General features: G+C 56.7%; 27 protein-coding genes, 2 tRNA genes and 2 rRNA genes (1 of these 31 cut by a window edge). 4 read left to right on the top strand and 27 right to left on the bottom strand.

Translation table 11 applies throughout. The annotated features are described in order from the left end of the window. Positions 1 to 176: 176 nt before the first annotated feature. Together DBQ51_RS15880 and DBQ51_RS15875 are read right to left on the bottom strand one after the other, a co-directional pair. Positions 177 to 866, bottom strand: a complete 690-nt coding sequence (locus DBQ51_RS15880) for a YoaK family protein (RefSeq protein ID WP_082397240.1) — start codon at positions 864 to 866, stop codon at positions 177 to 179. A gap of 104 nt (positions 867 to 970) precedes the next feature. Continuing rightward, the gene (locus DBQ51_RS15875; protein WP_054327687.1) at positions 971 to 1,165 is read right to left on the bottom strand and encodes a hypothetical protein; all 195 of its coding nucleotides are present in this window, start codon (positions 1,163 to 1,165) and stop codon (positions 971 to 973) included. A 138-nt stretch (positions 1,166 to 1,303) separates the two neighbouring features. Between DBQ51_RS15875 and DBQ51_RS16715 the strand changes: the two genes are divergently transcribed. Continuing rightward, on the top strand, positions 1,304 to 1,474 hold the full coding sequence (locus DBQ51_RS16715; protein ID WP_153802391.1) for a hypothetical protein: 171 nt from the start codon (positions 1,304 to 1,306) through the stop codon (positions 1,472 to 1,474). A gap of 69 nt (positions 1,475 to 1,543) precedes the next feature. On the opposite strand, the gene atpC is transcribed toward DBQ51_RS16715, so the two are convergent. From atpC to DBQ51_RS15815, 13 genes are all read right to left on the bottom strand, one after another. Continuing rightward, positions 1,544 to 1,945 carry an ATP synthase F1 subunit epsilon gene (gene atpC, locus DBQ51_RS15870; RefSeq protein ID WP_054327688.1) on the bottom strand — a complete coding sequence of 134 codons (402 nt, stop codon included), beginning with the start codon at positions 1,943 to 1,945 and terminating at the stop codon, positions 1,544 to 1,546. A 1-nt stretch (position 1,946) separates the two neighbouring features. Further along, complete coding sequence (gene atpD / locus DBQ51_RS15865; protein WP_107632054.1) at positions 1,947 to 3,344, bottom strand: F0F1 ATP synthase subunit beta; 1,398 nt, start codon at positions 3,342 to 3,344, stop codon at positions 1,947 to 1,949. 26 nt (positions 3,345 to 3,370) lie between these two features. Next, complete coding sequence (atpG, locus tag DBQ51_RS15860) at positions 3,371 to 4,237, bottom strand: ATP synthase F1 subunit gamma (protein ID WP_107632053.1); 867 nt, start codon at positions 4,235 to 4,237, stop codon at positions 3,371 to 3,373. 21 nt (positions 4,238 to 4,258) lie between these two features. Beyond that, positions 4,259 to 5,764, bottom strand: a complete 1,506-nt coding sequence (gene atpA / locus DBQ51_RS15855; protein ID WP_107632052.1) for a F0F1 ATP synthase subunit alpha — start codon at positions 5,762 to 5,764, stop codon at positions 4,259 to 4,261. 16 nt (positions 5,765 to 5,780) lie between these two features. Continuing rightward, on the bottom strand, positions 5,781 to 6,323 hold the full coding sequence (gene atpH / locus DBQ51_RS15850) for an ATP synthase F1 subunit delta (protein WP_054327691.1): 543 nt from the start codon (positions 6,321 to 6,323) through the stop codon (positions 5,781 to 5,783). 4 nt (positions 6,324 to 6,327) lie between these two features. Then, positions 6,328 to 6,825: a F0F1 ATP synthase subunit B gene (gene atpF, locus DBQ51_RS15845; RefSeq protein WP_082397241.1), complete on the bottom strand. Its 498-nt coding sequence runs from the start codon at positions 6,823 to 6,825 to the stop codon at positions 6,328 to 6,330. A 59-nt stretch (positions 6,826 to 6,884) separates the two neighbouring features. After that, positions 6,885 to 7,148: an ATP synthase F0 subunit C gene (atpE, locus tag DBQ51_RS15840; protein ID WP_054327692.1), complete on the bottom strand. Its 264-nt coding sequence runs from the start codon at positions 7,146 to 7,148 to the stop codon at positions 6,885 to 6,887. A 66-nt stretch (positions 7,149 to 7,214) separates the two neighbouring features. After that, the gene (locus DBQ51_RS15835) at positions 7,215 to 7,934 is read right to left on the bottom strand and encodes a F0F1 ATP synthase subunit A (RefSeq protein ID WP_242977956.1); all 720 of its coding nucleotides are present in this window, start codon (positions 7,932 to 7,934) and stop codon (positions 7,215 to 7,217) included. After that, a complete protein-coding gene (locus tag DBQ51_RS16710; protein ID WP_242977984.1) occupies positions 7,931 to 8,311 on the bottom strand; it encodes an ATP synthase subunit I in 381 nt (126 codons plus the stop codon). Before DBQ51_RS16710 ends, DBQ51_RS15835 begins: the two co-directional genes overlap by 4 nt. Before the next feature lie 5 nt (positions 8,312 to 8,316). Further along, positions 8,317 to 8,574: an AtpZ/AtpI family protein gene (locus DBQ51_RS16705; protein ID WP_054327694.1), complete on the bottom strand. Its 258-nt coding sequence runs from the start codon at positions 8,572 to 8,574 to the stop codon at positions 8,317 to 8,319. 195 nt (positions 8,575 to 8,769) lie between these two features. Beyond that, on the bottom strand, positions 8,770 to 9,024 hold the full coding sequence (locus DBQ51_RS15825) for a hypothetical protein (RefSeq protein ID WP_107632050.1): 255 nt from the start codon (positions 9,022 to 9,024) through the stop codon (positions 8,770 to 8,772). 32 nt (positions 9,025 to 9,056) lie between these two features. After that, a complete protein-coding gene (locus DBQ51_RS15820; protein WP_054327695.1) occupies positions 9,057 to 9,467 on the bottom strand; it encodes a hypothetical protein in 411 nt (136 codons plus the stop codon). A 100-nt stretch (positions 9,468 to 9,567) separates the two neighbouring features. Next, on the bottom strand, positions 9,568 to 10,701 hold the full coding sequence (locus DBQ51_RS15815; protein WP_107632049.1) for a D-alanyl-D-alanine carboxypeptidase family protein: 1,134 nt from the start codon (positions 10,699 to 10,701) through the stop codon (positions 9,568 to 9,570). A 129-nt stretch (positions 10,702 to 10,830) separates the two neighbouring features. On the opposite strand from DBQ51_RS15815, the gene DBQ51_RS15810 reads away from it, so the two are divergent. Further along, entirely contained in the window at positions 10,831 to 11,769 is a 939-nt protein-coding gene (locus DBQ51_RS15810) for an AEC family transporter (RefSeq protein WP_107632048.1), read from the top strand. A 43-nt stretch (positions 11,770 to 11,812) separates the two neighbouring features. Here DBQ51_RS15810 and DBQ51_RS17305 read toward each other — a convergent pair whose 3' ends face one another. The 7 genes from DBQ51_RS17305 to DBQ51_RS15775 all read right to left on the bottom strand — a co-directional run bounded on the left by DBQ51_RS17305 (position 11,813) and on the right by DBQ51_RS15775 (position 16,499). Next, positions 11,813 to 12,202: a CPCC family cysteine-rich protein gene (locus DBQ51_RS17305; protein WP_082397243.1), complete on the bottom strand. Its 390-nt coding sequence runs from the start codon at positions 12,200 to 12,202 to the stop codon at positions 11,813 to 11,815. Then, complete coding sequence (locus DBQ51_RS15800) at positions 12,202 to 12,951, bottom strand: exodeoxyribonuclease III (protein WP_107632047.1); 750 nt, start codon at positions 12,949 to 12,951, stop codon at positions 12,202 to 12,204. The genes DBQ51_RS17305 and DBQ51_RS15800 overlap by 1 nt, the downstream gene beginning before the upstream one ends. 36 nt (positions 12,952 to 12,987) lie before the next feature. After that, complete coding sequence (locus DBQ51_RS15795) at positions 12,988 to 13,371, bottom strand: VOC family protein (RefSeq protein ID WP_107632046.1); 384 nt, start codon at positions 13,369 to 13,371, stop codon at positions 12,988 to 12,990. A gap of 9 nt (positions 13,372 to 13,380) precedes the next feature. After that, positions 13,381 to 14,547, bottom strand: coding sequence for an aminotransferase class I/II-fold pyridoxal phosphate-dependent enzyme (locus tag DBQ51_RS15790; RefSeq protein WP_107632045.1), 1,167 nt, complete (start codon positions 14,545 to 14,547; stop codon positions 13,381 to 13,383). A 5-nt stretch (positions 14,548 to 14,552) separates the two neighbouring features. After that, positions 14,553 to 15,275 carry an alpha/beta fold hydrolase gene (locus DBQ51_RS15785; RefSeq protein ID WP_107632044.1) on the bottom strand — a complete coding sequence of 241 codons (723 nt, stop codon included), beginning with the start codon at positions 15,273 to 15,275 and terminating at the stop codon, positions 14,553 to 14,555. A 2-nt stretch (positions 15,276 to 15,277) separates the two neighbouring features. Next, entirely contained in the window at positions 15,278 to 15,748 is a 471-nt protein-coding gene (locus tag DBQ51_RS15780; RefSeq protein ID WP_054327714.1) for a VOC family protein, read from the bottom strand. 202 nt (positions 15,749 to 15,950) lie between these two features. Beyond that, the gene (locus DBQ51_RS15775; protein WP_159068213.1) at positions 15,951 to 16,499 is read right to left on the bottom strand and encodes a TetR/AcrR family transcriptional regulator; all 549 of its coding nucleotides are present in this window, start codon (positions 16,497 to 16,499) and stop codon (positions 15,951 to 15,953) included. Positions 16,500 to 16,616: 117 nt separating this feature from the next. Between DBQ51_RS15775 and DBQ51_RS15770 the strand changes: the two genes are divergently transcribed. Together DBQ51_RS15770 and DBQ51_RS15765 are read left to right on the top strand one after the other, a co-directional pair. Further along, positions 16,617 to 17,231, top strand: coding sequence for an MBL fold metallo-hydrolase (locus tag DBQ51_RS15770; protein WP_159068212.1), 615 nt, complete (start codon positions 16,617 to 16,619; stop codon positions 17,229 to 17,231). A 4-nt stretch (positions 17,232 to 17,235) separates the two neighbouring features. Beyond that, the gene (locus tag DBQ51_RS15765; RefSeq protein WP_107632042.1) at positions 17,236 to 17,931 is read left to right on the top strand and encodes a flavodoxin family protein; all 696 of its coding nucleotides are present in this window, start codon (positions 17,236 to 17,238) and stop codon (positions 17,929 to 17,931) included. Positions 17,932 to 17,970: 39 nt separating this feature from the next. On the opposite strand, the gene DBQ51_RS15760 is transcribed toward DBQ51_RS15765, so the two are convergent. From DBQ51_RS15760 to DBQ51_RS15740, 5 genes are all read right to left on the bottom strand, one after another. Further along, entirely contained in the window at positions 17,971 to 18,618 is a 648-nt protein-coding gene (locus tag DBQ51_RS15760) for an HAD hydrolase-like protein (protein ID WP_107632041.1), read from the bottom strand. Positions 18,619 to 18,673: 55 nt separating this feature from the next. After that, positions 18,674 to 18,790, bottom strand: a 5S ribosomal RNA gene (gene rrf, locus DBQ51_RS15755). A 78-nt stretch (positions 18,791 to 18,868) separates the two neighbouring features. Next, positions 18,869 to 18,943, bottom strand: a tRNA-Glu gene (locus DBQ51_RS15750). A gap of 77 nt (positions 18,944 to 19,020) precedes the next feature. After that, a tRNA-Lys gene (locus tag DBQ51_RS15745) sits at positions 19,021 to 19,096 on the bottom strand. A 114-nt stretch (positions 19,097 to 19,210) separates the two neighbouring features. Beyond that, positions 19,211 to 20,907 (bottom strand): 23S ribosomal RNA (locus DBQ51_RS15740); it runs 1,146 nt beyond the window's last position.

The raw sequence follows: 20,907 nt of genomic DNA, 5'->3' as shown, positions 1-20,907 counted from the left end.
AAAAATATCATTTTGGGTCTTGCATTTTGACCAAGACCGTGCTAACATGTATTTAGGAGTCGGGATAATTTCCCGATTTTGTTAAGCGTTTTATTATACCATGATTTTGCATAATAAGTCAAGGATATTTTTGTATAAAAAGGGGATGGATTTTTCCATTCCCTTTTGCTTTTGTGCTAATTTTCCAGAGAACCGCGCGTTTCGCGCCCCTCCCGCTCCTCCGCGATGAACATAATACCGAACACCGCCAGCAGCGGCGCACAGGTCAGCAGCAGCGCCCGCTCCCCCAGCCAGCCGGTCGCAAAGCTGCCCAGCACCGCGCCCAGGATGAAAAACAGGATGATCGCATAGTAATTGCGCATCTTTTTTGCGGCGCCACGGTCGCCGGTCTGCCGCCAGATGACAAGCTGCTCGGTACCGGAGCGCAGGTTGCCGGTACACATGGTTGTGGCGATCGCGCTGCCCTGCACCTTGCGGAACGCTTCCACCTGCAGCGCGCAGACGAATGAGATCACGCTGTTGACAACCGTGTTCCGCTCCTGCGGCAAAAAGGCCATGCAGGCGACCAGCACGGTTTCCGCAAGGACGATGATCTGCCGCCAGTGGATATTGATATCCCGATTTTGCTGCACCTTGTACCGGTGCTTGACCACCTCGGCCACCACAACGCCGACCGCGAACGCCACAATCGGCACCAGATAGCCCAGCGCGCGTATCCATTCCCTCTGCGCCAGCTCCAGCCCGAACAGCACGATGTTGCCGGTCTGCGCATTGGCGAACACACCGCCGCGGCACAGGTAGGTATAAGCGTCGAAAAAGCCGCCCGCCACGGCCAGCAGCGCGCCCAGCAGGAGCGATTCGGACATTTGCCCCCGTATCCGTTTCAATTTTCTTTCCCCATTTCTTTCGGTATCTGGTTTCAGTATAGCAAAAAACACCGTGCGGTTCAACCGGCCGCACGGCGTTCTGCTTATTCTTCCGGAAAGGTTTCCGGAAAATCCGTGTCGAGCATGCGCCTGGGGAAGCGCTTCAGCTCGGTTTCATCCGGATCGCGCATAACGCAGTCCGCGCACATCCCATAGCTGTTGATTTCGATTTCATCGAAAGTGCAGCGGCTCTTTTGATAATGAATGCACCACTTATTTTCGCATACAATCGTGTCCATACACATCATCTCCCCTTTAATTTTAATGCCCATCAAGGATGTATGCCTTACCAGAAAAATCTATGGTATCCTTACATGGTATTTTTCTAAGGTATCCTATTTTCTGCATTTCCTGTAAACTATAATCAGGTGAGCAGTATGAAATGGAACATTCGGCGTCCTCTCGAAAAAGAAGAGAGCGTCTATAAAACAATTTACATCAAGCAGTCGCTTGTTTCCAAAATTGACGCGATCGCAAAGGAGAACGACACAAGCTGGAACAACGTCGTCATCTCCATGATCGAAACCTGCCTCGAGGACGAGCCGTAATCCCCTCCCCGCAGGTCCATACCCATATAAAAAACGTCCGGCCTTAGGCCGGACGTTTTTTTATTGCAGTCATTTATCCCCCGCGATACGGATACGGTTGACCGCTTTTTTCAATTTGATCTGCGCGATGTCATGCTCATGGTCGCTTTCTTTCTGCTGCAGGGTCTGGCGGGCGCGTTCCGCGGCCTCCTCGGCACGGTGAACGTCGATTTCATCCGCCCACTCGCAGGTGCGCGCCAGCACGACGGTTTCCTCCCTGGAAACGTCCACAAAGCCGCCGGCAACCGCCGCCACGCGCTTCTCCCCATCCTTGAGGATGGTCAGGCCGCCGATGCCGAGCGCCGCCGTATACGGCACATGGTTCGGCAGGATGCCAACGTCGCCCTGCGTTGTGCGGACAACAATCCGGTCGACCGCATCGTCGTAAAAGCAGCGATCCACGGTCAGTACTTTCAAGTGAAAGGTAGCCATGTTATGCCCCCTTCTTCGCCTTCTCCACTACCTCGTCAATCGTGCCGGCGAACAGGAACGCGGACTCGGGCAGGCCGTCATGCTGGCCCGCGAGAATCTCCTTGAAGCCGCGGATGGTTTCCGCAATCGGCACATACTTGCCCTGGAAGCCCGTGAACTGCTCCGCAACGTGGAATGGCTGCGACAGGAAGTTCTGTATCTTGCGGGCGCGGGCAACGGTCAGCTTATCCTCGTCGGAAAGCTCATCCATGCCGAGGATGGCAATAATATCCTGCAAATCCTTGTATTTCTGCAGGATTGACTGCACCGCGCGGGCGACCTCGTAATGCTCCACGCCGACAACGTCCGCGGTCAGGATGCGCGAGGAGGAATCCAGCGGGTCCACCGCCGGATAAATACCCATGGAGGCGATATCACGCGACAGCACGACCTTGGCGTCCAGATGGGAGAACGTGGTCGCCGGCGCGGGGTCGGTCAGGTCGTCCGCCGGAACGTAAACCGCCTGCACGGACGTGATCGAGCCCTTCTTGGTGGAGGTGATACGCTCCTGCAGCGCACCCATTTCGGTTGCGAGCGTTGGCTGGTAGCCTACCGCCGACGGCATGCGGCCGAGCAGCGCGGAAACCTCCGAACCGGCCTGCGTGAAGCGGAAAATATTATCGATGAACAGCAGCACGTCCTGCCCTTCCACATCGCGGAAATACTCCGCCATGGTCAGGCCGCTCAGCGCCACGCGCATACGCGCGCCGGGCGGCTCATTCATCTGGCCGTAGACGAGCGCGGTCTTGTTGATAACGCCCGACTCCTGCATTTCGTTATACAGGTCGTTGCCCTCGCGGGTGCGCTCGCCCACACCGGTGAATACTGAAATACCGCCGTGCTGCTTGGCGATGTTGTTGATCAGTTCCATGATAATAACCGTCTTGCCGACGCCCGCGCCGCCGAACAGGCCGATCTTGCCGCCCTTGGCGTATGGCGCGATCAGGTCGATGACCTTGATGCCGGTTTCGAGGATCTCGGTCGTGGACTCCTGCTCCTCATAGGAGGGCGCGGGGCGGTGGATCGGCCAGCGCTCCTCCCCCTCGACCGGCGGCTTGTTATCCACCGGCTGGCCGAGCAGGTTGAAGATGCGGCCGAGGTTCTTATCGCCCACCGGCACCGTGATCGGCCCGCCGGTATCGACCGCTTTCATGCCGCGCACCAGGCCGTCGGTGGACTCCATCGCGATGCAGCGCACGGTATCCTGGCCGATATGCTGCGCGACCTCGACCGTAACGGTCCGGCCGTTGTTGTCAATCGTGATGGCGTTCAGCAGCTTCGGCAGTGCGTCGGCAGCAAATTTGATGTCAAGCACCGGCCCGATAATCTGGACGACGGTGCCAATATTCTGCTCACTCATTGGCAAAACTCCTAATTCTTATCATCCTATGCGCCGACCTCGCCCGAACCCGCGACGATCTCGGTGATCTCCTGCGTGATGGCCGCCTGACGGGCGCGGTTGTAGGACAGGTTGAGGTTTTCGATCATCTCGCTGGCATTGTCGGAGGCAGCCTCCATTGCCATGCGGCGCGCGGACTGCTCGGAGCAGTAGCTCTCCACCACCGCGCCGTACAGCACGCCGTACAGGTATTCCGGTATGCCCGCATCGACCACCGCCTCTGGCGAGGGGTCGTATTCGGTCAGCACGCGCGGGCCCGCGGGCGCTTCCTGCGCCGCGTCTTCAAAGCGCGCCGGAAGCAGCTGCAGGCACTTCGCCTCCTGCTGCAACGGCGAGACAAACTCCGTGTAGCACAGGAATATCTCGTCCGCCTTTCCCTCTCGGAACAGGCGGAGCAACCCGTCCACGATCGGATGGGTATCACCAATCTTCATCCCCTCGGCGATGGCCGGATAATCTGCGGCCACCGGCCAGGGGCGCTTGGCGTAATGCTCCTGCGCCTTTTTGCCGATCGTGATGACCTGCGCGTTTTTGCCCTCCATTTCGGCCGCCGCCAGCTTGAATACATTGGCGTTGTAGCCGCCCGCCAGCCCGCGGTCGCCCGCGATGACGATGAACAGGCTGTTCCTGACCTCTCGGCGGCGCGTATAGACCGATTCGCTGCTCCGCGTGGCGGCAGCCAGGCGGGCAACGGTACGGTACATTGTATTGAAATACGGCCGCGCGGCCAGCGCGCGCTCCTTGGCACGCCGCATTTTGGACGATGCCACCAGCTCCATCGCCTTGGTGATCTGCATGGTGGATTGCACGGACTTAATGCGGCGCTTGATATCTTTCATGTTTCCGGAAGCCATTGCTCAGTCCCCCTTTCCGCGTCAGTGCTCGGAAAGGAACTTTGCTTTGAATTCCTCGATCGCTTTGGTCAGCTTTTCCTTGATATCGTCGTCCATCTGGCGGGTCGCGCGGATGGTTTCCGGAATGTCTCCATACACGCCGTCCACAAACGCGAACAACTCTTTCTCAAACTCGCCGATCTGGTCCGCCGGAATATCGAGCAGCGCGCCCGAAATGACGGCGTAAATGATGATAACCTGCTTCTCGACCGGAATCGGGCTGTTCTGCGGCTGCTTGAGCACCTCGACGATGCGTTCGCCCTGATTCAGACGCTTTTTGGTATCCGCGTCCAGATCTGAGCCGAACTGCGAGAACGCCTGCAACTCGCGATACTGCGAATAGGCCAGTTTGAGCGTACCCGCGACCTTTTTCATCGCCTTGATCTGCGCGTTGCCGCCAACACGGGATACCGAAATGCCGGGGTTGACCGCCGGCCGGATGCCCGAGTTGAACAGCTCGGTTTCCAGGAAGATCTGGCCGTCCGTAATCGAAATCACGTTGGTCGGGATATACGCCGAAACGTCGCCGGCCTGCGTCTCGATGATGGGCAGCGCGGTCAGCGAGCCGCCATCCTGGATATTCGCCGCGCGCTCGAGCAGGCGGGAATGCAGGTAGAATACATCGCCCGGGTACGCCTCGCGTCCTGGCGGACGGTGGAGCAGCAGGGAAAGGGCGCGGTACGCTACTGCGTGCTTGGACAGGTCATCATAAATAACCAGCACATCCTTGCCCTTATGCATAAAGAATTCACCAATCGAGCAGCCCGCATACGGCGCGATATACTGCAGCGGCGCGGACTCGGACGCGGTCGCCGCTACGATGCAGGTATAATCCATCGCACCGTTCTGCGCCAGCGTCTCCGCCACCTGCGCGACGGTCGAGCGCTTCTGGCCGATCGCCACATAGATACAGATAACGCCCGTCCCCTTCTGGTTGATGATGGTATCCAGGCAGATCGCAGTCTTGCCGGTCTGCCGGTCGCCGATGATCAGCTCACGCTGGCCCCGTCCGATCGGGATCATGGAGTCGATTGCCTTGATGCCGGTCTGCAGCGGCACATTAACGGGCGCGCGTTCAATGATGCCCGGCGCCGGGCTTTCAATGGGACGCGCCTCCGTGGTATGGATCGGACCCTTGCCGTCGATCGGTTTGCCCAGTGCGTCGACAACGCGGCCGAGCATGGCCTCGCCCACCGGTACCTCGACGATGCGCTTGGTGCGCTTGACCGTGTCGCCCTCACGGATATTCTGGTCCGAACCCAGGATAACGGCGCCGACGAGATCCTCCTCCAGGTTCTGCGCCATGCCGTATACGCCGCCCGGAAATTCGAGCAGTTCGCCGGACATGCAGTTTTCCAGACCGTGTACGTGCGCGATGCCGTCGCCGACCGTGACAACCGTACCGACATCGGTCAGTTTGATCTGGCTCTGATAGTGCGTGATCTGCTCTTTAATAATATTGCTTATCTCTTCGGGGCGTAATTCCATAAAGTCACCTACTTCCTTACGCGATAGTGTTGGTCAGCCGCGCGGCAAGCTCGCTCAGGCGAGTGCGCAGGCTGGTGTCGAACTGCTCGTTGCCCAGCTTGACAACGATGCCGCCGATGATCTGCGGATCGACCGACGTTTCCAGCACCACCTGCTTGCCGGTCACGGCGCTCATCTTTTCTTTCAGCTTTTCGGTCAGCGCGGCGCTCATGGGCTTTGCCGTGACCGCGCGCACCTCCACGATGCCGTTTTCAAAATAATAGTGCTCTTTATAGGCCTGACGCATATCCTGAACTAGGCCGACGCGGCCTTTTTCCGTAATCAGCATCAGGAAATTGAGCAGGAATGGTTCGATCCGTCCCTCGAAGGCCTTCCGCAGGACGTTCTGCTTTTCCTCCAATGCGATGGAGGGCGTGGTGAGCATTTTCAGAAAGTCAGGCTCGCGCCCAAACACCTCGCAGACCGCGGTCAGCTCGTCGAGATAGGCTTTTTCCTTTTTCTCATCCGCCGCCACTTCATACAGGCTCAGTGCGTAGCGTTCGCTTACAATATCAGCCACTTGCTCACCCTACCTTGTCGATAAACTCTTCGATGAAGCGCTCATGGTCCTCTTCCTTGATGTCACGCTCGACCACCTTGGAGGCAATCATGACCGAAAGGCCCGCGACCTCATCCTTAAGCTCATTCATCGCCTTTTTGCGCTCCTGCTCAATCGTGCTTTCCGCTTTCTTCAGCATGGCAGCCGCCTGCTGCGAGGATTCCTTGAGGATCTCTTCGCTGCGGACCGTCGCCCGACGGGTGGCGGAGCCGACGATCTCGGCCGCCTCCTCCTTGGCCTTGGACAAGCGTTCCGTATACTCGCTGCGCATGCTTTCCGCTTCGGTCTGCGCCTTTTCCGCGGTGGCGTACATGGCCTGAACCTCCTGCTCGCGGGCCGCCAGCATCCTGCGCACCGGCCCAAACAGGAATTTCTTGATGATCAAAAAGGTGATGAGCGTATTGCACATCGTAACGAGGATATTCCACCAGTTGATATAGACAAAGGACTGGAATATATCCACTGTTTTACCTCCTTCCCAAACGGAGATTCGCTCCGTTTATCCGTTCGCCTGCGTCCGGTTCAGAAATTGCCGACAAACGGGTTGGCAAACAGCAGGATCAGCGCGATAACCAGCGCGTAAATACCGGTAGACTCCGCCATGGCGATACCAAGAATCATGGTACGGGTAATATCGCCCTGCGCCTCCGGCTGGCGGCCGATCGCCGCACACGCCTGGCCCGCGGTGTACCCTTCGCCGATGCCAGGGCCAAGGCCCGCGATCATCGCCATACCGGCGCCGAGGGCGGACATACCTGCTACAAATGCGTTAGAATCGATACCCATAGTTTTTTCCTCCTGAAATAATGTTGTTGAAACTTCAAATGGATATGGTGAAATTTTTTTGACGGATCAACTGCTGCCGCGCGCGTCGCCGACGTAAGCCATCGTCAGCATGCTGAAAATGAACGCCTGCATGCATGCCGTAAAGCAGTCGAAGTACAGCGACAGGACGCCCGGCAGGCCGATCTGCAGCAGCGGCACCGGCAGGAAGCCCAATACCGCTTTGGACAGCACCTGAAGCGCGCCCATGATGAGTGTCGAGATGACTAGGCCGCCCGCCATATTGCCGAAATGACGGAACGACATCGAAACAGGTGTCGCGATCTCGCTGAGCACATTGAGCGGCGCCATGACGAATACCGGCTCCAGGAAGCCCTTGAGATAACCGCCGATCCCATTGTACTTGATTTTATTGAACGTGATCAGCGCAAAAGTAATCAGCGCCCAGCCAAGCGTCGTATTCAGGTCTGCCGTCACCGGACGCATCCAGAACAACGTGGCCAGCGAGCCGAAGAGAGAGCTCATCAGCAGCGTTGCAATATAGGGCGAAAATGCCTGGCAACCTTTCCCCATCGTATTTTCGACCAGGTTGTCGATCATTACCACAGCCTTTTCCGCCAGCGCCTGCTTCCCCTTGGGGATTTTCTGCATCCGGTGCGTCAGAAAAATACAAAGAAACAGAATAACCGCCATCACGATCCATGCGTTGCGCATAGTTTCCGTGATCGGCAGATTGGGATTGCCAAACAGATAGCCCAATACCTTAGGGCCGTTTATTTCAACATTCAACGTCTACCCCCCTTTCCTTTGGAATACATGGACCACAGTAAAATGATTTTGGGAAAGAAAAGCGGAACGACTGCTGCGAGCGGATGGAGAAACGGCAGCTTGATTGCCAGAAACACCATCACACCAGTCAGCAGATACCGGAAAAAATATCCGCGCCGGACGATCCTCGTCCCCTGCGCCGGCGGGAAGAGTACTGCCTTGGCCGCGCTTTTCCCGATCATCCGGAACAGCAGCAGCGAATAGCATGTCCCCAACAGCAGGCTTACGGCGCTCCGCGCCGGATCCGCCCCCGCCAGCAGGAATACGCCAAACACGATCACCGCCAGCGGTATCATGCCGCGCAGCATGCGCCGTGTTTCCTCGCGGACGATCTCCATCCCTGTCACGGCATTTTCTCCTTCCTTTCGCTTTCTCTGGCTTTCCGCTCGGTGAACCGCAGGAAATCCCGCAGGCCGCAAACCGCAACCCCGACGCCGAGCAGCAGCCCGGCAATCACCACGCCGTTCCCCCAGCCGAACCTGTCCCGCAGCCAAACTGCTCCGAAACAGCCGAGCAGGGGCGGTACAGCCACCGTGCATCCTACTTGGCTGAAATATGCCAGATAGCGCAGTACCGACCATTTGCTTTCGCTTTTCCTCATCCGCATTCCCCCAGGCCACAATTTGATGCAGCGAGCACAGACGCCGCCCGAAGGCGGGCTGTCCCCTATCCCTACACATCAGTCTTATTATACCTAACCCTACCAAAAAGTGAAACACTTTTTATCAGAAATTTCTTAGATATTTCCCGCTTTACTACAATGTTAGGCAATATGCACAATGGAATTGCTCAATTATTATAAATTGCAACCAGAGCCTTTACGGACAAAAAATATGCGCTCCCAACCGCGCCGGCATTCCGAAGCCATTTTCATTCCCCCTGTCCAGACTGCCTGTTTTTTCAAAGCTTTCCGGCATCCGGTGGCGCCGCTGGGAACATTAAAACAGACGCCCCGCAGACCTTTCCAAATCTGCGAGGCGCCTGTCTCATACATCAGCATATCCAATTGAAAGGCAAATATTCTCAAAAGGAATGTCGCTGCTTCAGCCATTGCAGGAGCGTTCCGCGTATCCTAAGTATCTCTTATAAAAAGCGCTTCATGCTTTCGGTCGCGGACGACGGCTCCTCGCTCAACGAGACGGTAAAGTTTACGCTGTGCTGGGCTGAAAACGCGTCCAGCGCATCCAAGAACGCCTCCGCCTTGGCGACATCCTTAACGCCGGTGATCTTATACAGGCCGTCGATGAAAACGCGGGTAATGTCATAATTGCCGGCATGGATACCGCTCAGGAATCCCAGCAGGCTTGCGTAATCCTTGATCGGGTAATCGGTCGCATCGATCAGCCGCGCATCATGCGAAATATCAAACGTCAGCTTATTGCCGCGCGAAACACATACTACGCTTCCTTTTTCTTCTTTTACCGCGGTGTTGACCTGGTCGATCAGTTCCTTGGTCTTGCCAGAGCCGGTACCGCCAATAATAAGTTTTACCATAGGTTTATTCCTCCCAACCTTTGAGGTTATGTTTAGTGTAGCATAGTTTGCCCAAAACCTCAAGCATGATTTACAAATTTCCTCGTCAGTTTGTATCAATTTATTGGCCGCCTGCCAGAACCGCATTCCAGAAGGACAGAAACAGATCTCCTACCCCTTTGGCCTCCACGCTCTCCGCAGCGGTCAGCGGCACGGTGAGCAGCACTTCCTCTCCGTTCAGGATGGACAGCTCCCCGATCTGCTGCCCCGCCTCGACCGGCGCGGTCAGCTTTTCCGGCAGATCCAGACGGGTTTCCAGCCCTTCCGCCTCGGTCTTTTCCACAATAATGGACCCGCCGCCCTCCATCCGCGGCATTACCAAGCCGCTTTTCCCAATCGCGACCGGCACCGGCTCCAGCAGCCCGTCCGGCGGCGTGTAGGCGCAAAAGTTGGCAAAGCCGTAATTGAGCAGAGCCGTGGCGTCCGCCATGCGCGCCTCCTTGGTCGGCGCAGCCATGACGACCGCGACCAGGCTCAGCCCATCCCGCTCGGCGGAAGCGGAAATACAGAACCCTGCCTCTGAAATATACCCTGTTTTCAGGCCGGTCAAACCCTGATAGCTTTTGAGCATTTTATTGGTGTTGGCAAGCGTGAACTTTCCATCCCGTATGCTGTCCATCCAAATCCCCGTATACTCAAGTATTTTGGGATGCCGCAGCAGCTCGCAGGAGATCAGCGCCAGGTCGCGCGCCGAGGTCAGCGTTTTCTGGCCCATGCCGTCCAGTCCGTTGGCATTGATGAACTGCGTGTTCGTGCAGCCAAGCTCGGCCGCGCGCTGGTTCATCCGTTCGACGAACGCCGCCTCGGTTCCCGCCAGATGCTCAGCCACGGCGACCGCACAGTCATTGGCCGAGCCGACCGCAATCGCCTTGAGCATATCGTCCAGAGAAAGCTGCTCGCCCGGTTCCAGCCAGATCTGCGTCCCACCCATCGAGCAAGCATACTCGCTACCGGTAATCATCGTATCCAGCGTAACCTCTCCTCGTTCGAGCGCCTCCATCGCCAGCAGCATGGTCATGATCTTTGTCACGGACGCGGGCTGCAGCGGCTCGTCGGCATTCATGGAATACAGCTCCTGCCCGTTCGACGCATAGAGCGCGGCCGATTTGGCGTTCAGCGGCCCCATTTCCGGAAGCGCCAGCGCAGATGGGAGCAGCAGGCAGAAACACAGCGCGAGACAAACGATCTTTTTCATCCGTTCCGTCCTCCCTTTTTGTTCCACCCTATGCGGCAGGCGGGAAAAACATACCCTCGGCAAATTGACAAATTCTGCGAAAACGCGTATGATGTAAAGTGTTAAGAAGTTGTTAACTGGAGGAAGCCCATGTTCACCAACAGTCTGATCGTCCTGCAGCAAATCATCGTCATGTTCCTGCTCATCCTGATGGGCTATGTCCTGTTCCGCAGAAACGTTTTTACCAACCAGACGACACAGAGCCTCACTGTGCTGCTCAATAAGTACATTGTGTTTTTTGTTTTGCTGCGGTCGTTCCAGCGCCCGTTCGACGCCCATCTTGGCTACGCCTTGGGCGTCACTTTTGTGTGCAGCATGCTTTTTTTCCTGATCTCTATCGCGCTTGCAAACCGCGTCTACCGTCCGGAAAAAACGGAAAATTATGCGGACTGCCGTGTTTCCGTCGTACTGACCAACAACGGCTTCATGGCCCTGCCTCTGCTCGATGCGATGTTCGGCTCGGACGGGGTTTTCCTCGGCGCATCCAGCATTGCCTGCATGGCGATCATTCTGTGGACCTACGGCGTGCAGCAGCTCTCCGGCGGCAAGGAGGGCAACGGCATCCGGAATATCCTTTTGAATCCCGCCCTGCTCGCTACCGTATGCGGCTTTCTCCTGTTCTGCTCGCCTGTCAAGCTCCCCGAGCTGGTGTTCCGAGCCGTGGATTTTTTGGGCGATCTCAACACGCCGCTCGCCATGCTTTCGCTCGGCTGCTTCCTTGCCCAGATCGATCTGAGGGAGTGTTTTACCGATCAAGAGATATGGAAAGTCTCCGCTGTGCGCCTGTTGCTGATTCCAGCGATCGCCATTGTCCTGCTGTTGTTCATCCCGCTCGATCACATGTCCAAGATCATCCTGCTGACCGGCACCGCCGCCCCCTGCGCACTTGCCTCGGCCATGTTTGGCCAGATCTATGGCACGGATTACTTATTTTCCACGCGCGTCATCTCGCTTTCCACACTGCTTTCCGTAATTACCCTCCCTCTTTGTATCTCTGTTCTGGAGGGCTTGCTTCACTTTTTCGGATAGCCGGCAACCTATAGAAAAACACGCTGCCAAAGCAGCGTGTTTTTTATTCGTTTTCCCTCTCTATAAGCCACGGGCTGCTGCACCCAAAGGTACGGAAATTCATCCGCGCCTCCTCCAGCGAAAGGCCGTGGTTCTGGTCGCTCGGTTCCTCGGGCGCATCCTGCGCGTCGTAATCGATCTCCCACAGGCAGGTCGGACAGATATACCCCCACGATGGATTTTGGGGGATATCCGCCCCGCAGCAGGGGCAGGGCTCAACCGGCATCTCGGGCGACCACGGTAGCGCCTGCTCCTCGTCAAGGTCGGGCAGATCGGGGCGCTCCCACGGGTCGGGCGGCGCGTCGTCCTCAGGCACCCAAGGCGGCCAAGACACAAAGATCTCATCGTCTTGCGCCTCAGGCAAAAACCAGTCCTTTTCCCACTCTACTCCCATCACTCCAGCTCGATCAGCACCGGACAGTGATCCGACCCGAACACATCGCTCAGGATACGCGCGGCCTTGACACGACCGATCAGCCGGTTGGACACCAGGAAGTAGTCGATACGCCAGCCCGCGTTCTTCTCCCGCGCCTTGAAGCGATAGCTCCACCAGGAGTACGCGCCCGTCATCTCCGGATAAAAATGCCGGAACGTATCTGTAAAGCCTGCGCTGAGCAGCTCGGTCATTTTGGCGCGCTCCTCATCGGTGAAGCCTGCGTTGCGGCGATTGGTTTTGGGGTTTTTCAGGTCGATCTCCTGATGCGCAACGTTCATGTCCCCGCACACAATGACCGGCTTCTCCGCATCCAGCTTTTGAAGGTAGGCGCGGAAGTCGTCCTCCCAGCGCATCCGATAATCTAGACGCTTCAGCTCATCCTGCGAATTGGGGGTGTAGACCGTAACCAGATAAAACGCCCCATAATCCGCCGTAATGACGCGCCCCTCATGGTCATGCTCGTCAATGCCAAGGCCGTAAGAAACCGCCTCCGGCTCGGTTTTGGAAAACAGGGCTACGCCGGAATACCCCTTTTTTTCCGCTGAATTCCAGTATTCATAGTATCCCTCAATCTGCGGGGCCTGCTCGGGTTGCAGCTTGGTTTCCTGCAGACACAGCATATCCGGCTGCTCCGCTTCCATAAACGAAAAAAAGCCCTTGCCCACGCACGCGCGCAGTCCGTTTACATTCCAGGAAATTAATTTCATCTTCCGCTCCTTTTATTCGCTGTCCGCGGGATCAGCTCACGCGGTGATTTCGACCGTGTTTCCATCCGGATCGAGCACGCAGCTTTCATAATACCCATCACCCGTCACGCGCGGCCCGCTTGTCACTTCATAGCCGTCCGCGCGCAGACGCTCGGTCAGCGCGTCCACATTTTCGCACGTCCCCGCTTTGAATGCCAAGTGGGTCCAGCCTGTCCACAGGCGCGACCGCTCGCATTCCTCCAATTCCGGTCGCGTCATCAGCTCCAGCCGCGCGCCATCCGCAAAGGAAATAAAGTAGGTCTGCAGACCGGTTTTCTCATTCCGATACTGCTTGTTTGCTTTACCGTCGAAGTAATCCTCATAAAAGGCGCGCAGCCGCTCCAAATCGAAGGTATACAGCGCCGCATGGTCAATCTTCATATCACAAGGTCACCCTTTCAAAATACCGCTTTCCACGATCCGTTCGACCGCTTCCCGCATCCGTTCGGGTGGTACGACCAGCGCGAATCGGACATAGCCCTCGCCCTGCCCGCCGAACGCGCTGCCCGGCACGCAGATCACTCCGGTTTTTTCCATCAGCTCCAGCACGAATTCTACGGACGAGCCGAACCGCTCCGGTATTCTCGCCCACACGAACATGGTACCCTGCGCGTCCGGCACATCCCAGCCGATTTTGCGCAGGCCGCCGCACAGCGCGTCGCGTCGCGCCATGTAGCCCTGCCGATTGCGCGCAACAATCTCCTGCGGTCCGGTCAGCGCCGCGACCGCGCCCGCCTGGATGGGATAGAACATCCCGTAGTCGATCTGCGAGCGGAACGCGCGGAACCGGCTGATTATCTCACGGTTGCCGAGCGCAAATGATACGCGCATGCCGGTCAGGTTATACGTCTTGGAAAGGGAATTAAATTCGATCCCGACTTCTTTTGCGCCCGGTATGGACAGGAATGACAGCCCCTGTTCCCCGTTGAGGAGCAGGTCGGAATAGGCGTTATCGTGCAGGATGATGATTTGATGCTCGCGCGCATAGGCCACGAGCCTCTCATAAAACGACCGGTCCGCGACCGAAGCGGTCGGATTGTTCGGATAGGATACAACCATCGCTTTGGCGCGGCTGGCGACCTCCCCCGGTATATCCGCGAAATCAAGCTGCCAGTTGTTTTCCGCCCGCAGCGGATACAGGCCAACCGTAGCGCCGGTCATCAGCGGGCCGAAAGAGAAAATCGGGTAGCCCGGGTCGGGGGCGAGGATCAGGTCGTTCGGCCCCGCGAACGCAAAACCGACATGGGCGATGCCCTCCTGCGAGCCGCATACGGCCATGATCTCCTCGTCCGCAAGCTGTACGCCATAGCGGCGGCTGTACCAGTCCTGCACCGCGTCGAGCAGCGCGCGCGTCTCGGTCAGCGAATACTTATACTGCTCCGGATCGAGCGCCGCGCGGCTGACCGCCTCCATCACATGCCGGTCCGGCTGGAAATCCGGCGTGCCGATCGACAAATTGATCACATCCCGCCCGCTTGCCAGCAGGCGGCGCTTGCGTTCGTCCAACTTATTGAAAATGTTGCTGTCCGCAGGCTCTCCCGCTTTGATGAATTGCATGTTGTCTATCTCCCCAGTAAAAATTCTATCACCGTCCGGTTGAAACGGGACGGCTGCTTTGCCGCAACAAAATGGTCCCCATCCCGAAACACCTCGACCCGACAGTGCGGGATCCGCGCCGCCATTTCTTTAGTCTGGCTGGCCCGCACCATGTCATGCTCGCCCACGATGATCAGCGTCGGCATGTTCAGGCGGGCAAGATCGTCCATGCCCACGCCGTAAGGATGAACCATCAGGCCCATCACGTCACGCTTGCGGGCCGCCTTTTTGCTCAGGCACCCCAGCACGGCCAGAACGCCATACCCCGCATATACCGGAAGCTGGATATGCGGCTTGATGCCGCCGAACATTTCGATATTGGCGCCGTTCAGGATCAGCTTGTCCACATACGCCGGATAGGTGAGCGCGAACTTGATCGCCAGGTTGCCGCCATCCGAAAAGCCGAGGATATGCGCTTTTTTTACCCCGCGCGCATCCAATACGGTTTTCAAATCCTGCGCCATTTGGTCGAACGACAGGCCATGCGCGCCGCTTTCCGAGGCGCCGTGTCCCCGGCTGTCCACCGCAATCACGCGGTAAAACCGCGTAAACTCCGGTACCTGTGCTTTCCAGTACGCGCTGTCCTCACCGTTTCCATGCAGCAGGACAAGCGGCTTGCCGCGGCCAATATCATAACAGGCAATGCGGGCATCGCCGCAGTCGACGAACTCCGCCTGATAACCAAACATATTTATTCCATACCTTTCCTGCACTGTTCCACAAACCCGACCGGAAGCTGGGTCATTTCCGCGGTCCGCTCCACATCGTTCCCCTCGCGCAGCAGGCGCTGCACAACGACCGTCATGGACTCCCCTACCTCGATCATATGCCAGTCCGGATCGTAAAGTCGCACCACGCGCTGGTGCCATTCATGCGTTTTGGGTCCATGCACCAGATCGACGTCCGGATGCTGCTGCAGCCTGCTCCAAAAGGCTTCAAAATCGTCGACCTCGAAATACAGCTCCATATTATTCGTCTGGTGCAGGATTGTGGATTTGGGGATGCCTACCAGCCAGTCGAAATCCTGCTGGATCGCGAAGCCGCCCGAAAACGTCACGTTCCGCCCCAGATCCATCGACACCTCCTGCTCAAATAGGTCGTGGTAAAACCGCTTGGAAACCTCCACATCCCGCACCGCCAGCAGTGGCAACTGGTATTGAATCATCCTTCTCCCTCCCATTATGGCGTCGCTGGCGCCAACTATCCACAGCTACGGGTAAATTCCTGCTTTTCCTGCGCTTTAGAAGAAACAAACACAGGCCGGCCGCATATAGTTTCCCGATACCGCCTTCCAGCGGACAGCGCGGTCAAAGCCTGCATATTGTTATTTTACCACACTTGAACCCCCTGGTAAAGGCGCGTCTCTATGCTTTCAGTCGTCGAATCTGACAAAAAAGCGTGGTCATTTGCTCCACGGGTTCGACGGCGCCTCCGCACATCCAGTCCCGCAGCAGCGCGTAGCAGCCTCCCGACACAAAGCTGGCGCAATACCGCTGGAACGTCCGGTCCTCCCTCATGGCCTCCGGACAGGTAAACCAGCCGCCGACCCGCGCAGCCACCCGTTCAAATTCCCGCTGCACAAACCGGAATTCGCCGCTTTGCTCCAACAGACGGAACAGGTCCGCGTACGGCTTCCAATAGGCGAACAGCGTTTGTGCGAACGCGGTATCGCCAAAGGGGGCCTGCTCCCGCAGCTTTTCCAGAAAGCCGTCTGCCAGGCAGGCGATATATTCCCGCAATATGTCATCCTTTTCCGCGTAGTTGCGGTAAAAGGTCTTCCGTCCGAGCTGCGCATGTTCGCACAGCGCCGTTACCGTAATCTGCCCATAGGGTTGCTCCGTGAGCAGTTCCAGCATCGCCTGCTGCAGCATGGAGCGAGATCGGACGGCAATCGGGTTTTGGCTTTTTTCCACTCGGCCCATCTCCCGACACAAAGATTCTTCCATCGTGTCACTTGCGCCAAACGCCTTGACACGAATGTGTCACCTGCATTATACTCTGCATTGGCCAGAAAAGCAAGGAGGAAAAACATGCGTATTCACCGTATCCGTTCCGGAATGACAAACTGTTGGCTGATTCAATGGAGCGGCCGGACGCTGCTGGTCGACGCCGGTATCGCATGGGATCGTCGGTTCCTCGGACACCTGCAGCGCACGGTTGACCCGCATATGATCGAACTGCTGTTCCTGACACACGGCCATACCGACCACATCGGCCATGCCGCCGCTTTACAGGAATATTACGGCATCCCCGCCGCGCTGCACCCTGCTGACCTTGCCCTTGTTATGCCGCCGGCACCGGACATCAGGGCGGTCCGCAGCGGCCGAAAAAAGGAGAAACACGTCCCCTTTTCACCGGCCTTCCTCGTGCCGGACGGACTGCCGCCCAGCGCAACACCGATACCCTGCCCAGGACACACCGCCGGCTCCTGCGCGCTACTGGTGGAGGACTGCCTTTTCGCAGGCGACGCCGTTATGTCGTTTCTACACCCTGCCCTGCTTGGATACAGCGAAAACCCACAGGCCGCGCGAGACAGCCTGCTGCGTCTGGCAAGGCTGGACTGCAGCATGATTTATCCGGCCCACGGCCGCCCGTTCCCGATGGAGCGGCTGTGGTATTTGGCCGACAAAATACAAAGGAGCTGAAAATATGAAGATCACCGCGATTTATGGAACCAGCCACGCAGGCAGCACCGTTTTGCTGGCGCGCATACTGATGCAGTCGCTTCCACAGGATAACAGTAGTACATTTTCGGAGTTTTTTCTCCCACAGGATTTCAGTCACTTCTGCAGCGGCTGCTGCGCATGCTTTGAAGCCAGCGAACCCCTATGCCAGCAGGCACCCGCACAGCTCAAGCCTATTTTACAGGCAATCGACGCATCCGACGTTATTCTTCTGGCCAGTCCGGTGTATGCTTACCATGTAACCGGCGCAATGAAATCCTTTCTGGATCACTTGGGCAACCGCTGGATCGTCCATCGTCCAAACAGTAAACTGGCGCACAAAACCGCCGTCCTGCTGGCAACCGCTGCGGGAAGCGGCATCAGGCAGACGCTGCGGGATATGAAAGACAGCGTAAACTGGTGGGGCGTCGGGCGGGTATATACCTACGGCATCCGCTCGATGGCGCTGAAAGCCGCCGAACTAAGCGAATCGCGAAAAGAAAAAATGCGGCGGGATATGCAGCGCCTCGCCCGCAGGCTCCAACCCGCTCCGGTCGAACCGCGCTGCGGTGTACGCATGCGGTACTGGCTCAGCCGCAAAATGGGCGGCGGCCTTACAGCCAGCGACCATGCCTACTGGAAAACGCAGGGCTGGATGGACGGAAAATCACCCTGGAAATAAAAAAGGCGGCTGTCACCAGCCGCCTTTCCGCGTTGTTCCTCACTTCAAAAGCAATTCCCGCAGTTCTTCCATCGTATCAACAATTTGGTCTACGCCGGCACAAGCCAACTCATCCCTGCCGCCAAAGCCAAAGGTAACACCAATACACGCGATGCCGTTGTTCTGCGCCCCCTCCGCGTCATGCATCCGGTCCCCCACCAAAACCGCTTCGGAACGTTCCCGCACCTGCAGCATCTCCAACGCCTGCCTGACAACCTGTGATTTGGTAGAGATCACACCATCCAGCGTGGCGCCGGAAACGACATCGAAATAAGAGTCGATCTGGAACCTCTGCAAAATTTTCTCCACAAAAACCGTTGGCTTGGAGGACGCAATGGCCGCTTTCTTTCCTGCGTCCTTCAGCGCCCGCAACAACTCCGGAACGCCTGAAAACAAAAGGTTTTCTTTCCAGCCCCGCACACTGAAGCGCTCTCGGTAAGCCGCGACCGCCTGCTTTGCGCCAGCATCGTCAAATCCATAGCAGCGAATGAATTCATCATAGAGCGGCGGACCGATAAAATGTTCCAAGGCTGTTCGATCGGGCGCATCAATTCCCATTTTGCCGAGCGCATACTGCACAGACCTTGTGATTCCCTCTCGCGGATCGGTCAGTGTCCCATCCAGATCAAATAAAATATATTGATACATGCTTTTCCCTCCTCAAACAGAAGAAAAGCAGCAACCAAAGTTGCTGCTTTCGTGATGTGCGCATCGAGTTATCTTTCCAGGCCGTCGCCAGCCAAGTATTGTCACCGTAAATGAGCTTAACTACTGTGTTCGGAATGGGAACAGGTGTACCCTCATCACCATAGATACGCACTATATCGAGAAATGCTCCAGGCATTTACTCACCTTGTAAAACATACCACATCGCCGCCATCTTGTCAACCGTCAAAGATGGTGACCCGTGGGGGAATCGAACCCCCGTTTGCGGCGTGAGAGGCCGCCGTCTTAACCGCTTGACCAACGGGCCATTTCCAGCCTGCTTCCGGTATGCTTGCCGGCTCCACCGTGGGACTGAACTCGGCCAATCCCACAGCGCACCGTTTCTGGTACACCATCACGGGCTCGAACCGTGGACCCACTGATTAAGAGTCAGTTGCTCTACCAACTGAGCTAATGGTGCATGCTTCTCCTTGAAAAGAAATTTTCTTTTCGCAGAAACAGAAGGTCTTACACCTTGAAAACTGAACAATAACTATGGCAAACAAAGAGTAAAATCTGAGATTGCCTCTAATATGAGGTCAAGCCCTCGGCCTATTAGTATCAGTCCGCTGCATACATTACTGCACTTCCACTCCTGACCTATCAACCTTGTAGTCTACAAGGGGCCTTACTCCATAAAGGATGGGAACACTTATCTCGAGGGGAGTTTCACGCTTAGATGCCTTCAGCGTTTATCTCGTCCGTACTTAGCTACCCAGCTATGCCCCTGGCGGAACAACTGGTGCACCAGCGGTACGTCCATCCCGGTCCTCTCGTACTAAGGACAGCTCCTCTCAATATTCCTGCGCCCGCAACAGATAGGGACCGAACTGTCTCACGACGTTCTGAACCCAGCTCGCGTACCGCTTTAATTGGCGAACAGCCAAACCCTTGGGACCGAATTCAGCCCCAGGATGCGATGAGCCGACATCGAGGTGCCAAACCTCCCCGTCGATGTGGACTCTTGGGGGAGATCAGCCTGTTATCCCCAGGGTAGCTTTTATCCGTTGAGCGACGGCATTTCCATTCACATACCGCCGGATCACTAACTCCAACTTTCGTTACTGCTCGAACCGTCATTCTCGCAGTTAGGCTCGTTTATGCGTTTACACTCAGTGCACGATTTCCGTCCGTGCTGAACGAACCTTTGAGCGCCTCCGTTACTCTTTAGGAGGCGACCGCCCCAGTCAAACTGCCCACCTGACAGTGTCCCCCGACCAGATTCATGGCCGCAGGTTAGAATCCCAATATCCCAAGAGTGGTATCCCAAGGTTGCCTCCACAAATGCTGGCGCACTTGCTTCCCAGGCTCCCACCTATCCTGTACATGGAATACCGAGATCCAATATCAAGCTACAGTGAAGCTCCATGGGGTCTTTCCGTCTAGTTGCGGGAAACCGGCATCTTCACCGGTACTACAATTTCGCCGGGCGGGCTGTTGAGACAGTGCCCAAATCGTTACGCCATTCGTGCGGGTCAGAACTTACCTGACAAGGAATTTCGCTACCTTAGGACCGTTATAGTTACGGCCGCCGTTTACTGGGGCTTAAGTTCGCACCTTCGCTTGCGCTAAGCACTCCCCTTAACCTTCCAGCACCGGGCAGGCGTCACCCCCTATACGTCATCTTTCGATTTAGCAGAGAGCTGTGTTTTTGCTAAACAGTCGCTTGGGCCTTTTCACTGCGGCCTGCTCTCGCAGGCGCCCCTTATCCCGAAGTTACGGGGCCAATTTGCCGAGTTCCTTAACAACCCTTCTCCCGTTGGCCTTAGAATACTCATCCCATCTACCTGTGTCGGTTTGCGGTACGGGCACCTTAGTATACACATAAGCTTTTCTCGTCTCTCACGCCAGTTACTTCCCTACTAAATTTCGGTCCCTTACGCCCGGGGCAACCATCGCCCGGGTTAACCTTAATGAAAGCGTCCCTTATGCTTAAAGTTCGGTGGTTACGGAATTTCTACCGTATGTGCATCGACTACGCCTTTCGGCCTCGCCTTAGCTCCCGACTAACCTTGGGCGGACGAACCTTCCCCAAGAAACCTTAGATTTTCGGCCATTATGATTCTCACATAATTCTCGCTACTTATTCCGGCATTCTCACTCGTATAAAATCCACCAGTGCTTCCGCTCTGACTTCGCCTCTTATACGACGCTCCCCTACCCAATGCATTACTGCAATGCCTAAGCTTCGGTTGAACGCTTAGCCCCGTTACATTTTCTGCGCAAAACCAC

It is taken from the genome of Agathobaculum massiliense (genome assembly GCF_900291975.1).
Classification (GTDB): domain Bacteria; phylum Bacillota; class Clostridia; order Oscillospirales; family Butyricicoccaceae; genus Agathobaculum; species Agathobaculum ammoniilyticum.
This window is presented reverse-complemented; position numbering and strand designations above follow the sequence as displayed.